The following is a 14,073-nucleotide window of genomic DNA, read 5'->3' as shown; positions in this document are numbered from 1 at the left end:
GTTCGCGCCCTCCTCTCAGTAATCTATATCGTCGGGCAGTTTTTTCAACAGCCAACGCATCAAAAAGAAAATGGGCAACGAGCAAACCGTAAGAATAAGTCCGAAAGCGGCGGCGTATCCGAACTGTTGCCGCACTATTACTTTTTCGTACATCCAAAACGCTATCGTGCTCGTTTCGTGCATGCCGTTGGTAAAGAGCAGTATAGGTCCGCTCGCTCCGAACACGTTTATGCACGATAAAAGCATAATCGTGCCGAACGTGGGCGCAATGAGCGGCAACACGATTTGAAACATTTCGCGCATGGGTTTTATGCCGTCTATTTTGCCGTATTCTATAACCGACTCGGGAATGCGGTTCATCGCTCCCGAAAACAAAATGATGTTCATGCCCAGTCCCGTCCATATCACGAACAAAACGATGCTCCACGTGGCATACGGCGCGGAATAGATAAGCGACGGTGCGTCGTCCCCCATTAGCTTGCGCCAAATCACGTCGATAGGTCCGCCCGCCGTGAGCATATTGCTGTACACCGCCACGAGCACTACGCCGGAAACTATCATGGGAATTACGAACACGAAGCGGAAAAACTTCCAAAGCATTATCTTTTTGTATATGAAATACGAAAGCAAAAAACTGAATAGGTTGGTAGCAAGCAGCACAACGAAGTAAATCATTGTGTTTTTCAAACTTATCAGCACTTCCGACTGTGCGCCGAGCAAGATATCGTCGAAAAACAAACGGAAATTACCGAATCCCCAAGCCCCCGTGTGTTGGTCTTGAAAGGCAATCAAAAACGAGTCTATATTTACGTAAATATAGAACACGCAAAAATGCAAAATCGCCACCAAAAGCATCGAGTATACAAACACATGCTTTTTAATCAGTCTTTTCGTGCGCGGCGATATTCTTTTTCTCTCTTTACAAACGTTATCCATCCATTCTCCTCCTTTTAATTTTTGCGTATCGAACTTTGTTTATGATTTTATTACGCTACAATTATACCATATAAAAAAATAATTTCAAGTACCCCCCCCCGACATTTGTACATTATTTTGCGCACAAATTTGAAAAATAGTGTACAAACTATTGACAAATCGCAAAACTACGCTATAATTAAATTATGGAACCGCTTATAAACAAGATTTTACCGTATACGCAACTGCATTTGCAATATGAGAATTTTGAAATGAATGCGCATCGGCACCACACAATAGAACTACTGTACATAATTCGCGGTACAATGTCCGTGATTTTCGAAGACGAAAAACTGCAAACCGAATGCGTACTCAAATCCAATCAGTTCTTACTCATATTGCCGCAATACAAACATCGCTATTCCATAAAATCGCATACCGAAATAAACATATTGGAACTCGGACACGCCAACCCGCAAATTCCTTTCATAAAATGGCTGCTCTCGGGCGATTATGCCGATAGGTTCGCTTTTACGGAAAAACTTTTTCAAACCTCGCAACAATCGCTGTTATTCGACGATACGCAAAACGTACACGCGGCGCTTGAAAGACTTATTCTGCTCTCCTATCAGCATGAACACAACATTCCCAACGAATATTTCCACAGCGAATACGAAATAGCTTTGCTCGATTTATTTGTAAAAATATGCCGATGCAACCGCTTGTTGATAGAAAACGTAAAATCAAACCGCTATATATCGCATACGCTTTTGTATATAGCCGAAAATTACGGCAAAAAAACGACAATTTCGCAAATTGCCGATTTCGTGGGCGTAACGCCATCGTACTTACAACGTATTTTCAAACAATCGTACGGAGAAACGATCCTCTCCGCGCTCACAAAACAGCGTATCGGCGCCGCCGCCGAACTGCTTAAAAATTCCGATATGTCCGTTTCCGAAATTGGCAAAAAAGTAGGCTACACCGATAAGCGCATATTCCTCGCCGCTTTCAAAAAGATACAAAATACAACTCCTGCGGAATACCGCAAAAACAGCCGTGCGTTCAGCTTTGCACTGTATCGCGATTATTCCGACCCGAAATTCACGTTGGACGTGGATACCGAGCAATTCACATAAACGAAAAATAAGAATTTATCAACGATCATACTATTACATTTCAAAAAATTTTAAGAAAAAATTTTAGATTTTTTAATAGCAGCACTTCTTTACAAACTGCTTATAACAAAAAATGCCACCCCCTCTCGAGAGTGACATTCCCATAAATGCGCCTCTCGGATATTGCCACATATCACGATTCCGCAAAAAGGGAATTGAGAGCGCACACTACAGGCGTAGTATGTCCCTTTTTGCAGTTTATTTATGATATGTGGCTTATATATTATAACTCATAATTAGCCATATGTCAATGAGCAATTTTTATTTGCTGACAAAATTATAAAAGAACCAGTATATTCAATTTATTCGTCAGTTCAAGTCCTATTTTTTTCAAAAATACACAAATGGCAACAGCAAAAAGAAAAATACTTTTCTGTTCCCATCCCCTTACAAAACCACAATATATAGTATATAAGCCGCGAAAACATTACGTTTTCACGGCTTATATGGTTTGACAACATTTTTGTCAAACAAAGATGGAGCTGTTAGCGGGACTTGAAGCAAAATGGCACTATTACCCCATACTTTTAAGCCGTTCTTTGGTACCTAGAATCGATTTTATGCCTTTTTGCGACAGCTTGCGGCTGCCCCAAAATTGTAAAAACACACCCTTAAAAAGGTAACTTTTTTTCTGCCCCAAATCGTATTCGAGGTAACTTATAAAAACACTAAAAACAAAAGGCTTTACGCCATATTAAATAGCATAAAGCCTAAGCATTGTATCACCACAGTGATATAGTAAAACTTTAAAAAATCACTAATATAAAATAATATTAATGGTAACTCTAATCACTCGTTTTGCAGTTTGTCATGTGTTCTTTACTTGTATACCGACAATCCGTCAATAATTCTCGCTACTGTATTTTTGCCACCGCGATTTGTATCACTAGGAGTTTTGGAAAGTAGATAACAATATTTGTCACTTCCCATAAATTTCAATTTATAATGCTTCCCATCGCCCGATATTTCAAATCCCATTTTTTCAATCTCCGAACGTTCGGGAGCGGTCATCGTTTCTCCGTCCGAGAATATTTCCTTAATTCGTTCAAACATTTTTTGTTGGTTGCCAATATAAGGATTAAGTCCCACAATATTAGAAAGCAACTCATATTTTCGAGTTTTCGTGCTATCCCCGCAATTCTTCAATTCCTTTTTAAGAATAGTAACGATAAGATCGTTTTGTTCGCCATCAAAAAATTCAGGAATATCAGATTTAGTTATAAGCCTTTGCTCTGAATTACGCTCAGCAAGGGCAGCCTCAAGATACTCTATTCTCGCTTTCAAGCGCACATTTTCTTGACCGAGTTCTTCAATACGCAACGCATCACGCTTGGCTCTTTCATCAAGCCCTTCAGCTACTTCTAATAGTTCCGATTGTTCAGCTATTACGAGAGCATCCCAAGAAGGCGCAGTTTTATCCACTTGCGCGTTCACTATGCGTGTAACTTCTTGCACAACTTGCGTATCAAGTGTTCCACCGTGGTACACATCAAATTTCCGCAGCTGTTTTGCTTTTTGATTTTTACTATATATTGCCACCCCACCATTAAACGGCACATATGCTTTGCCTTTTGTTTTATCTCTCAATAAACGCGTAAATTCATTGTTGGAATAAACGATATGAGCTGTCCCAGATAAAATCTCCGCAAGCGGCTCCAAAGAAATCGGATAGGCAGACGAATCGAAATATTGTGAAGCAAATACAATCGGGATTTCATTATCAACTTTCCCTGCAATATATTCCGCAACCATATTGACGGTATCATCGTTTAATTCTATAGGGTACGCACCTATCTTCATTGCCGATTGTACAAGCTTACCGCTGTTTATGAAGTCGCGTATAACTTCCGTCCTCATTTTAGGAGTTTCATCAAACAATGAAACATCGCCGGAACAATCCATATGAAAATATACTATTTTGCTGTCGGTTTCAGCATAAATGATCTCCGTTGTCCAATTTTGATTATGGAAATCTTGTCCGAGTTTTAACATATAGTAAGTCGTTTTATCTCGTATTATTTTTTGAGTTTGCAAATCACAATACTCTGCATTAAGCTTCTGTCCATATTTTTTCTCAGTCAGCTCAAATTGCTCGCCAATAGATTTATACGGACCGGCCTTTTTTAACCACTTAATGACTATATCAATAAAGTCCTGTTCGTTAAAACATTCTTCCATTTTCAATTTTGTGGATAATACCCTCATTTTATTTTCTCCTGTTAATCATTTATAATTTCGACCATACAGTATTTTTTGTCCGAATAGTCATATCCGTTAGCCCAATATTCGGGAGAATTGTTTGATGATTTTTGCACCTGATAAGTTTTGCCGTTATCGGAAACAAATGTTATTTTATCTTGCTTTTCATCATTGGTATCGACGTGAACTATCTGCTTGTTTTCATCAGTATCTTTACCGCCTTTTGACAGTGGCATAATATGGTCTATATCCCAACCGTACCGCGAATTATTTTGGCCATAGGCGCATTTAAGAATAGTCCGCCCCGTAAAGTCTTCAGCCTCATCAACATTACCAAATTCCCTTTCCCAGAAGCTTATACGCTTATCACCTATTTTATAAATAGCGCGTCCACCGCGGCCGTCTTTTTGTACCTGAAAGCGATTCCCATCTATTGTATAGGTAATCTTTCCGCCACGCAGTGCACAGGCTTCGTAGCTAACAATGTGCATATTGCTTGTTTCTTTCAAGCCACCTTTATCTAACGGCAATATGTATTCCAAAACCCAGCCATACGCTGAACCGCTTTGATTATATGCTGCCTTCTTCATCGGACGTCCCGTGTAATCTGTAGCATCTTGCACTCCTTTACCAAAGACACGTTCCCACAATTCGCTTGCTGTTGCCATATTATCCTCCAAATAAAAATGCTCTCTCCTATTCAGGAAAGAGCATACACGAATACTACAGAATATTAGTGTTTTATCGGTTACATTGCTACACAATGTATTTCCGCTTGCCTCTCCGGTTATCCATAAGGATAAGTGAGATGAATAGTGTAATCGCTATAAAGGTATGCACCAAAATATTGATTACTCTTTATTTATATCATATAGAATTTAATTTGTCAAGAGTGTCCGCTATTTTCTTCCATAAATTCGGATAATTCGGTATACGCATCTTGACTCGGTGCACATCTGCGAAGATAATCATGCCCTCCGTCAACAGCACACGCGCCACATTGACAAGTCACATAATCATGTTCGCTTTTAGACTCAATAATTTCACCACATTTATTACAGCGAATAGCATTCTTCAATATCTTTTTCATACTAATACTCCATCATCATACTATGTAAAATAATCAAACAATTCTATATACCAACGGTTTCCCTAATAGTTTGAACAAAATACATCTCATCATCAGATCGACATTTTTCTAACCACATATCAAAAAATTCTTTTACGGTTTCTGCCCGCGATAAATCCTCAAACAAACATATCGCCGACATTCCCATCGCATCATAACCAACAGCATTAAACAATTTAGCGGCTATATAGCAGTTTCTCGGTCTTCCAACAGTGCCATTTTCCGTTGGATCACTTTCTAACGCTTCTATTGCGTTTGCAACCAACTTGGAACAAGTCAATGCCGAATATGATAACGACTTTTGCAAATGATCGTTTATATAGCCTTGTGCTGAATTAACATAACTTGGCTCAAAATACTTGAAAAATGTCATAGAGCGGTAAAGAAATACTATAGAACACATTTCACATAAACATTCTGATATCCATTTAAAATTATTCTTTTCAGGATAGCACTTCATAAAAAAATGTCCGAGCTCATGTGCAAGCTGATAAATCATTTGACACCAATAATTTGTTTGATGACACAAGTATATTGCACAATCTACTTGCAACCACACATTCAAACGCTTGGGGCAAGTTATTGGACAAACGCGCGCAGGTATATTGGCAATTGTTAATTGCATATTGCTTACATCCACTTTCATTAGCTTTATATAGTCATCCACCATATTATAAATAATATTTATTTCTCTATTGCTAAACCCATGTAAATCTAATTTTAATCCCATAGTTCTTCCTTTCTGTTATTAAGTAATAGTATAGAAGGATTATCCTATAATGTGTTTAATCCATTCTTTAAGCTGCTTCGTTAAATCAGTATACTATAATAAAAAAATAGCCGCAATAAAACGACTATTCCATGAACTTTCTATTTATTTTGACCTTACTATCGTGTCTAATCGGTTATGTTTTCTTTGCTAAACAATGACCCACTGAAAAATTCCTCTAAAGTCATATCAAAACCTTGCGCTATTTCGTAAATAATATTAATTGCACACATTTTATTTTTCTGCAATCGAATTTTAGATATTGCTTCGGACGATAATCCACTCTTTATCGCTAACCGATATTGTGTTATCCCCTTCTCCGCCAATAGTTCGTCAATTCTAATAGAAAGCGCCTCATTTAACGTCATTCGTCGTCTCCATATAATCACTCATTAGTGATTATATTATAGGCTTTTACAAAATATTTATATTCACTCATTGGTGAATAGTTGGACTTTTGATAATTTTCGTGTATAATACCTATGGAGGCATCGATATGGCAAAGAAAGTATGCGGCGTAACCGGTCATCGTCCTAATAGTTTCCCGTGGGACTACGCCAACAAAGAATGTGACAGCCATCAAGACTATCTTGAAGCAATGGCTTGTTACATTAAATGGTTTATACATAAGCACGGCTATAACTATTTTATTTGCGGTGGCGCACTCGGTGTCGATACTGACTTTGCCGAAATCGTTATTGAATTCCGTGATAATGTTTATCCCGAAATACAATTAGAAATAGCCGTTCCTTGCAAAGGACAAGAAAAGAATTGGTCCCCCGAAGATAAAGCTAAGTATACCGAGTTACTACAAAAAGCCGATAAAGTCACTTATGTATCTGATGCCTATACTCCCGATTGTATGCAAAAACGCAATAAATACATGGTCAATAATTCCGACGTAATTTTCGCTTTTTGGAATGAAAGCATAAAAACCGGCGGCACATTCAACACGATAGAATATGCAAAAAAGCAAAATAAGCAAATCGAACTGTTTATTCTAAATCAATATTTATAACGCAAAATTACATTGACTTTAACCGCTTTGAGAGCGTGGCGTGCGCTTGTCTTGATACAAGTGGGCTCGCTGCGCTCGCCCAACCAAGCGCACGCCACGCACCCACCAACCGAACTCACCAAACGCTCAATCGCAACCGCGCAACGGCTAAAATACGGCGGCACGCGCAGGCTTATCGTGCTCGCCGTATTTTTTTACGCCGTTGCGCTGTCAGTTGCTCTTTCGCATTTGCGCTATTACTTCGGGACTTACGCGCCCCATATATACGCCTTCGTCCCAGCAGTTGAAAGTATCGAACAGCAAGAGTTTTTTATCTTCTTGCCCTATCGCGCATACTACGTCCTCATCCATAATGTCCGAGATAAAGTATTGGTACAGTCCTTTGCTGTACACAATCTTTTCGCCCGTCTTTTCGATATACTTCATCAAATACTTAATCGACTCGCCAAGTAACCGCGGGTCTAATTCTTTGAAATCGTTACGCCCGAAACGCTTAGTAAAGTAATCGCATTGCGTGCTTACTTGCATTCGCTTCCCTTTGGTCGAATAGTCACGTATTTGCGTTAATTCATCCGGCAAAGTGTTTTCGGGTATGGCAAAAAGGCCGTGAAAATGCAAACGTTGCTTTTCCGGCGAGCGTTCCCATACCCCCATATACTTCCACGCCTTACGGTAGCAGAAGTTACGAAAGCACGTTTGTAAACTCTTTTTGAACGTATCTTCGCTATGCAATTTATCTTCATAAGTAAACGTACAAAAGTAATTAAAGCGCGCTAAGTTTGCTTTACGCACCATACGCACACGGCGGCAAATCAAATTCCGCAGTTTCCGATCAAAGCCTATATCCACATAAGTTTTGGTTTCTTCCACCGTATCGAAGTACGGCATCATTTCTTCTATTATCCGCTCTTTTCTCTCGCGCTTTTTCAGCATTATATATTTCTTATACAGTTCGTCAAACAGTTCTTTTCTCGTCATTGTTTGCACCTTTATAATAGGCGTTGACGGCATTTGCTCACGCGACTCGCCCACTTGCTCAATCGCGCTCGTTTCGTCGCTCATGCAAGGGATTAAAGGCTCTGCCACCTTTTCGGTGACAGGGCCTTCTGGTTCTTGCGTAACGATTATCTGCTCCTCGATCCGTTTCGGTCTACTCTTATTCTTACGTTCGGTATGCGGTATCGCTATGTAGTGACTACCGTCAAAATAGACTTTTGTTTCTCCGTAAGACATACTGAATTTTTACGAGGGATAACCGTATTATTTACGCCGTTTACTATACTCCGGCGTGCATCTGAATAACATAGCGTACTCGATATTACCGTGTACTTTCATTGCGCGTTTGAGTGCTTTTTTGTCGCCGTTCTCGGCTACCTCTCTCAACTCGTTTTCACTGTAATGATAACAGCTTTTGAGTTCACCGGCAGTGTACTTTCGCGCCAAACGCTTTTGCCTTCTACTGAAAAATCCCACGCTTACTTACCTCCTTTTTTAGTTTTAGCTTTTGCTTTTTGACGAAGCGCTTTTTGGAAACGCTTATCTTCTTTATCCACACGCTTAAACGCCTTCTTCATATTCTTGAAAATGTAAGCGTTAATCTTATCGTTGTATTCCGCCGGCACGAAGTCGGCGGTATCCAGCGTGCGCGCAAAAGTTTCGTAATACTTACTCAAGCACTCGTTTATAAGCTTATTTTTATTGTAGTTTATCATGCGACTTTCCCTCTTTTCTGATAGAATCCTTCGGGCAGTTCGTCGTCGTTTTCTTCCAAGTACCGTATGTACCCTTCCAGCGTTTGCTCGGTGGGAGTAGCTACGGAATAGTCAAAGTCTTGATCGAAATGCCCGTCATAGAATTTCGGTTTACAACACTGGCTGTCGTAACAGTCGAACACATTATAATTCGCCGTTACCACGTCCTCGGCATAGCAGGACTTATCTTGCTTGCCGCTTTGCATATACTTGTCAAACAGTGAGCTGTTTTCTATCCTACGAATATGCCAGCGCAAACCGTTCACTCTGCCATAGCCGTCATACGAAAACTCTAACCGTAGAATTTCTATAAACTGCGATAGCTCGCGTATGTTTACGTCAATAAGCATCGGTCTTTGCGTATCCAGCCAAATATCCAAGTCATTGTGTCCGTGTTGCTCATACCAGCGTGACTGCCAATCCGGAAAATACCTAGACATACGGCTATTGAGATATTTTTGGGCTTCGGTAATGCAAATCGTCTCAAACGGTAAATTAAAATGCGTTTCTACAAACGGATTTGCAAATCCCAATCTATACGGATTTATTCTACGGCTCATTCGCGGACTGTAACGGTATTTATGGAACGTCATATCATAGTTCGCCGAAACGCAGTGTATGGGGATAGTTTGTATGGCGTCAAAGCCATTCTGCTGTTTATTAAAAATCTCACGTTGCATACGCTTATTGCGTTCGCGATCAAACGCCGTTTCGTGCGCTACGTGCGTCATAAAACAAGTCTTGCCGGTTCGAGGCGGCGCAAAGATTATTGTTATCATTCTCCGCCGCCCCCTTTATTCTTTATTTTTTGCACAAGCGCAGCAATTCCCTTAAATGGCAAACTTATAAGCCACCATAGCCCCTTAAACAGCCAAATAAATGCGAACGCTATTCCCTTAAACGCGATTGCCAAGACTTGTCCCACAATAGGAAAAATCGCCGCCAATATAGGCAGAACAATAACAAGCGGCAATAAGCAAATTACGATTTTCCATACCCACGCCGGCACTCCCGTTACTTGCTCTAACCACTTACAAAGCAAGTCAAGCCAACCTAACGCCGGTGCTCCGCCGCTCGGTTTATCCCCTTCGGTAATTTTGTCAGATACAGTACCAAGATTATAATGTTTTCCGGCAGTTACAAATTGCAACCGCAATATCGTTACTTCCGATACCTTAGTGCCGTTTTGGCGCTTTTCGTGTCCTGCCATCGTAGCCACCTCGCTTTGAGTAAACGGCGTTTCCAAAAAGACCAAGACCCACTTTGTCTTATCTATTTCCGTTTGTGCTTCCGACGTAAGCTCTACTGTCTTTTTGAAGTCCTCGGTACTTTGAATACGTTTCCACGTATATTTTACACCCAAAAATCCGTCGCCCGCATTTTCGCCCGTTTGCTCCCCCTTAATAGTTGCCTTCGGCTGTTGTACCCTATCACCATACGACCACTCGACCCTACCGCCGATACTTTTACGAGTATAAGATTGCGTATAATACGATATATCCGCCTCTTGTAAGGTATCTATGGGAAAATCCGTATCGAACGCTATATAATGCACGTCGGTGTAATGCGCCACATTAAATAAAAAATCCCAATGCAAACCGTCATAGTATGATAAGAAACCCGCAAACGGGTTAAGTATTTCTATAACGTCTATTTTCTCACAAGAATATTTTGCGTCACCATCTTCCGTTTCTACTTTATAAACTTTACCCACCTCAAAAGACACCGCATTTTTTGTATTGTCGTTACCCGTTTCACCATCTATATCTTTGTCCCAATCGCGGTAAATGCTAGATATATTGTAATAGCGCGTATCGTCATTAGAAACAATAATACCCCCTACAAGATATTTACAAAACACGCCGTTGGCGTTCAAAAGCGTGAGCGGAAAAAGGCTTGTTCCATCAACGGTTTTAGACAGCGACATATTTACTTCGGTAGCGGTAAGTTGTTTTGCTTTGTTGCTCGGCTGATATGTATACAAATACAATTCACCGCTTGCGCTTTCCGCTATTTGAATTACTTGTACAACGCCGAATAGATCATTCGCAGGATCATCTATTTCCGGATAGTTTATGACATTAAACATTTCGTCTTTTTGCAAGTCCGCGAGCACGTTCGTATAAACTCTTTCTTCGGCATAAGCGGGTAGCGACTGCCACCCGCCATACACTACCGAAACGAACAAGCAAAAAGCCAAAAGCGCAATTAAAAAACTTTTTGCACTTAGCTTGTTTGTCATAGCCTACCCTCGTTTTACCATCAAGACAATGCCTATAATCGCAAAGATTGTAAGAACGCCGCCCAAGCCGACTATTACCCACGTATACCACGGATTGCGACCAACGAAATCTCCGTACTTTTCCCAACCCGTCAGTTTTTCCACAAGCACTTCAGTATCTTCCGTGATTACCGAGCTGGCTTTACTAAGACGCTTGCCGTCCATATTCATAGCTTGATACGATACAATATTCGCCGCATCCATCGCGTCGGAAAGCGTCGTACCGTACTCGACTGTCAGTTCTTTATACTTCTCATCACCTACGTAAAAAGAAACGGTAAATGTCTTGATTTCCCACCTTGCCGTAAGTTTGGTGTCCGCTTTAATCGGCTGATTCGTATACTGCGTTCCATCGGCAAGATACCAACCGAGAAAGTTATACCCCACTCGTTTAGGCGTAGTAATGGCAACGCCTTTATTCCACTCTACAGTTGCGCTTTGCACAACAGGGCCACCAGCGGTATCAAAAGTAACGGTATATGTATTTATAGTCCAATGAGCGTGTAAGTCGGTATCTTCGTAAATCGGCTCTCCCCTGTATTCCGTGCAGTTTTGATTGCAATTCTCATTTAATCCGTAGTACCAACCCGCAAAGGTATACCCTTCTTTCGTAGGTTCTTCAGGCAACGAAACTACGGGCGGCTCAAAATCGCAAATGATATCAACCTTATTGTTATCAATTTCATTTTGCAAATTGTATGTCGAATACATAGAACCATATTCCACAGATTCAAAATGCAGCACAGTTCCTATTATCTTAAAATAGCAAGAATAACTACCGTCGCTAAGCGAGTTACTAAGGCGGAAATTTGTATAGTGCCTATCTACATATTGCCCCACATCACAAGACAAATCAAAAAAGTGCAATACGACTGGCGAAAGCCCTTCGGAAAAAGCACAATTATCCATACCGGTGAAAGTTAAATGCGCCAGCTTTTCACTGCCGCACTTCAAATCAATTGTTACCGATTCTTCTTCCGACTTAAAATATTCGCGATCGGCACTACTTGATTGCGCAGCAATCCCCGAGACATCGCCTTGTTCAGATGAGGCAGTTTGCAAAGAACTTGCTGAGGCAGTTTGCGCATAGGCGACATTTTTATGCTCGCCAACCAATACGCTCGCCATTAGCGCAAGCAGCGCGAACATCATAAGCATTGCGAAAACTACAATTCGGCTTTTGCTCTTATGTAAGAATTTTGGTTTCTCATTTTATACTCCTTATGTTTTTAGTAAAACAGTGTCGTAACTTATTAAAACTAACAAGCTACGACACTGCCCTATCGTTTATCGCATAAGCATAGCGAGCATATTTTTGTCCGAGGTATTTACGGGCTTAATAGCGCACTCGTATACTTCGCCCGTTTCTTTATCCACAGTGCGAACAAGGAAACGCTCGCCCGAAACGGTCTTACCCTCGGCGTTCTTGAACTCGAAAGGCTCTACCACGAAATCCGCTTCCGACCCGCCGCCGAACACGATATCCAAAACCGTATAGCCACCCTTATCCTTTTTATCGGGCGGACCGACCTTAATCTTTACATCCGTACCGCGGATATTGCCGCAAATGAAATAATCGAAATACGACTTGCCGTTATATTCGAACGGCGCTCTTTCTACCTTAAGATTGTTTTTGTTTGCCATAATTCTTTTTCTCCTTTATATTCGTTTTGAAGTTATGCGGATTTTTTACCCTTAGGCAACTTCGTTCCCTTTTCTTTCGAGAACTTCTTTGCTTCCGCTTTGGAAAGACCTGCATCCATAGCCTGCTTATAACGGAATAAACCTGCGTGGTCGCTTTGGCACTGCAAGTAGCCCGAACGCAATCCTGCCTCGTAGTCCGTAAGGGGCTTACCCTCTTTTTGCCCATGCATATGCACTTTGTTTTTACGCTCTTCCACGTAGCTTGCGGCACGCTTAGAAGGAGTTGTCCAACGTCTTTCCGTATTGTAATTTGCCATTTTTCAAATCTCCTATTTTTGTTTTGCCCGTAGAGCCGATAGCACAGCAAATATCTGAAACGGCGTCTTATGTATTACTTCCCCGATTATTTAGCGTAGGCGGCCACCTTTACGAAATTTCACGCTAAACGCAATCGCTCTTATTCTTGCGCCGTAACATTCAAAGTAGTTTACACGTATCGCTCAACCGTATCAAACGAACATTTGAGCAACACTTGTTTTGCCGACACCGGGAAACGCGACGGCACGGTTACACGAAACGTACTTTCCCACAATTCCGTGTCATATCCGCGAGCTACCATAGTATCAAAATGCCGATTTGCTTTCGTAAGCGAACTGAAATACTTACTGCCGTGATTACATTCCACACGGTAAATTTGTCTGTAAATCTTTTTCATACACACTCCTTTGTTTTTAGGTGTCTTAATAACCCCTACACTTATAGCCACGAAAACGGGCAAAAGTTGGCGGTCTTTACAAAAAACTTTCAAGTTTTTTATGAATTCGCCCCAATCTTTTACTTACACTGCACACGGCAACACCTTCGCTTTTGGCTATTTCGGTCACTGTTAGTTGGTCTACATACACCTTATAAAGCAATTCTTGCTGCGTAGGCAATAGCTGTTTAATACCCTCTTGCAGTCGCTCGTTGTTCATATTGATTACGCGAGCTTCCGCAAAATAGTCATCAATGATACTCGGTTCAAGCCCCTGTTCCATTAGGCTCTCCAAAGAAATGTGTCTGCGCGTTTCACGGCGATTACCGTATTTTTCTTGTTTATCCATTTCAATCAAAATATCGTAAATCTCATCGGGCACTTCGACTGTACTTTTCGATCCGTCCGCAAATTTATAAGTATACGGTTTCATAA

General features: G+C 40.9%; 17 protein-coding genes. 2 read left to right on the top strand and 15 right to left on the bottom strand.

The window, feature by feature from the left end; translation table 11 throughout:
- Positions 1-15: 15 nt before the first annotated feature.
- Entirely contained in the window at positions 16-936 is a 921-nt protein-coding gene (locus tag NFR62_RS06660; RefSeq protein WP_251616427.1) for a carbohydrate ABC transporter permease, read from the bottom strand.
- Positions 937-1,121: 185 nt separating this feature from the next.
- On the opposite strand from NFR62_RS06660, the gene NFR62_RS06655 reads away from it, so the two are divergent.
- On the top strand, positions 1,122-2,054 hold the full coding sequence (locus NFR62_RS06655; RefSeq protein ID WP_251616422.1) for a helix-turn-helix domain-containing protein: 933 nt from the start codon (positions 1,122-1,124) through the stop codon (positions 2,052-2,054).
- An 858-nt stretch (positions 2,055-2,912) separates the two neighbouring features.
- Here the strand turns inward: NFR62_RS06655 and NFR62_RS06650 are convergent.
- From NFR62_RS06650 to NFR62_RS06630, 5 genes are all read right to left on the bottom strand, one after another.
- Positions 2,913-4,298 carry a hypothetical protein gene (locus tag NFR62_RS06650; protein ID WP_251616420.1) on the bottom strand — a complete coding sequence of 462 codons (1,386 nt, stop codon included), beginning with the start codon at positions 4,296-4,298 and terminating at the stop codon, positions 2,913-2,915.
- A gap of 14 nt (positions 4,299-4,312) precedes the next feature.
- Positions 4,313-4,960 (bottom strand): HNH endonuclease, encoded by a 648-nt coding sequence (locus tag NFR62_RS06645; protein WP_251616418.1) that lies wholly within the window; start codon positions 4,958-4,960, stop codon positions 4,313-4,315.
- A 218-nt stretch (positions 4,961-5,178) separates the two neighbouring features.
- Positions 5,179-5,382, bottom strand: coding sequence for a DUF7695 domain-containing protein (locus NFR62_RS06640; RefSeq protein WP_251616416.1), 204 nt, complete (start codon positions 5,380-5,382; stop codon positions 5,179-5,181).
- 43 nt (positions 5,383-5,425) lie between these two features.
- Positions 5,426-6,151 carry a hypothetical protein gene (locus tag NFR62_RS06635; protein ID WP_251616414.1) on the bottom strand — a complete coding sequence of 242 codons (726 nt, stop codon included), beginning with the start codon at positions 6,149-6,151 and terminating at the stop codon, positions 5,426-5,428.
- A gap of 167 nt (positions 6,152-6,318) precedes the next feature.
- Entirely contained in the window at positions 6,319-6,558 is a 240-nt protein-coding gene (locus NFR62_RS06630; RefSeq protein WP_251616412.1) for a helix-turn-helix domain-containing protein, read from the bottom strand.
- Between the two features lie 128 nt (positions 6,559-6,686).
- On the opposite strand from NFR62_RS06630, the gene NFR62_RS06625 reads away from it, so the two are divergent.
- A complete protein-coding gene (locus NFR62_RS06625) occupies positions 6,687-7,208 on the top strand; it encodes an SLOG family protein (protein ID WP_251616405.1) in 522 nt (173 codons plus the stop codon).
- Positions 7,209-7,418: 210 nt separating this feature from the next.
- On the opposite strand, the gene NFR62_RS06620 is transcribed toward NFR62_RS06625, so the two are convergent.
- From NFR62_RS06620 to NFR62_RS06580, 9 genes are all read right to left on the bottom strand, one after another.
- On the bottom strand, positions 7,419-8,441 hold the full coding sequence (locus NFR62_RS06620) for a rolling circle replication-associated protein (protein ID WP_251616404.1): 1,023 nt from the start codon (positions 8,439-8,441) through the stop codon (positions 7,419-7,421).
- A gap of 242 nt (positions 8,442-8,683) precedes the next feature.
- The gene (locus NFR62_RS06615) at positions 8,684-8,920 is read right to left on the bottom strand and encodes a hypothetical protein (protein ID WP_251616403.1); all 237 of its coding nucleotides are present in this window, start codon (positions 8,918-8,920) and stop codon (positions 8,684-8,686) included.
- The gene (locus NFR62_RS06610) at positions 8,917-9,690 is read right to left on the bottom strand and encodes a hypothetical protein (protein WP_251616401.1); all 774 of its coding nucleotides are present in this window, start codon (positions 9,688-9,690) and stop codon (positions 8,917-8,919) included. Before NFR62_RS06610 ends, NFR62_RS06615 begins: the two co-directional genes overlap by 4 nt.
- 44 nt (positions 9,691-9,734) lie before the next feature.
- Positions 9,735-11,201 carry a hypothetical protein gene (locus NFR62_RS06605; RefSeq protein WP_251616398.1) on the bottom strand — a complete coding sequence of 489 codons (1,467 nt, stop codon included), beginning with the start codon at positions 11,199-11,201 and terminating at the stop codon, positions 9,735-9,737.
- A gap of 3 nt (positions 11,202-11,204) precedes the next feature.
- Positions 11,205-12,149 (bottom strand): InlB B-repeat-containing protein, encoded by a 945-nt coding sequence (locus NFR62_RS06600; RefSeq protein ID WP_251616395.1) that lies wholly within the window; start codon positions 12,147-12,149, stop codon positions 11,205-11,207.
- Between the two features lie 378 nt (positions 12,150-12,527).
- The gene (locus NFR62_RS06595) at positions 12,528-12,884 is read right to left on the bottom strand and encodes a hypothetical protein (RefSeq protein ID WP_251616386.1); all 357 of its coding nucleotides are present in this window, start codon (positions 12,882-12,884) and stop codon (positions 12,528-12,530) included.
- A 32-nt stretch (positions 12,885-12,916) separates the two neighbouring features.
- On the bottom strand, positions 12,917-13,201 hold the full coding sequence (locus NFR62_RS06590; RefSeq protein WP_251616385.1) for a hypothetical protein: 285 nt from the start codon (positions 13,199-13,201) through the stop codon (positions 12,917-12,919).
- Positions 13,202-13,371: 170 nt separating this feature from the next.
- Complete coding sequence (locus NFR62_RS06585) at positions 13,372-13,599, bottom strand: hypothetical protein (protein ID WP_251616384.1); 228 nt, start codon at positions 13,597-13,599, stop codon at positions 13,372-13,374.
- Between the two features lie 76 nt (positions 13,600-13,675).
- Positions 13,676-14,071: an RNA polymerase sigma factor gene (locus tag NFR62_RS06580; protein WP_251616380.1), complete on the bottom strand. Its 396-nt coding sequence runs from the start codon at positions 14,069-14,071 to the stop codon at positions 13,676-13,678.
- Between the last annotated feature and the right edge of the window lie 2 nt (positions 14,072-14,073).

The organism is Pumilibacter muris, from assembly GCF_943193045.1.
GTDB lineage: Bacteria > Bacillota > Clostridia > Christensenellales > Pumilibacteraceae > Pumilibacter > Pumilibacter muris.
Note: the sequence above shows the minus strand (reverse complement) of the source record. Positions and strands in the feature narration are given on the sequence as shown.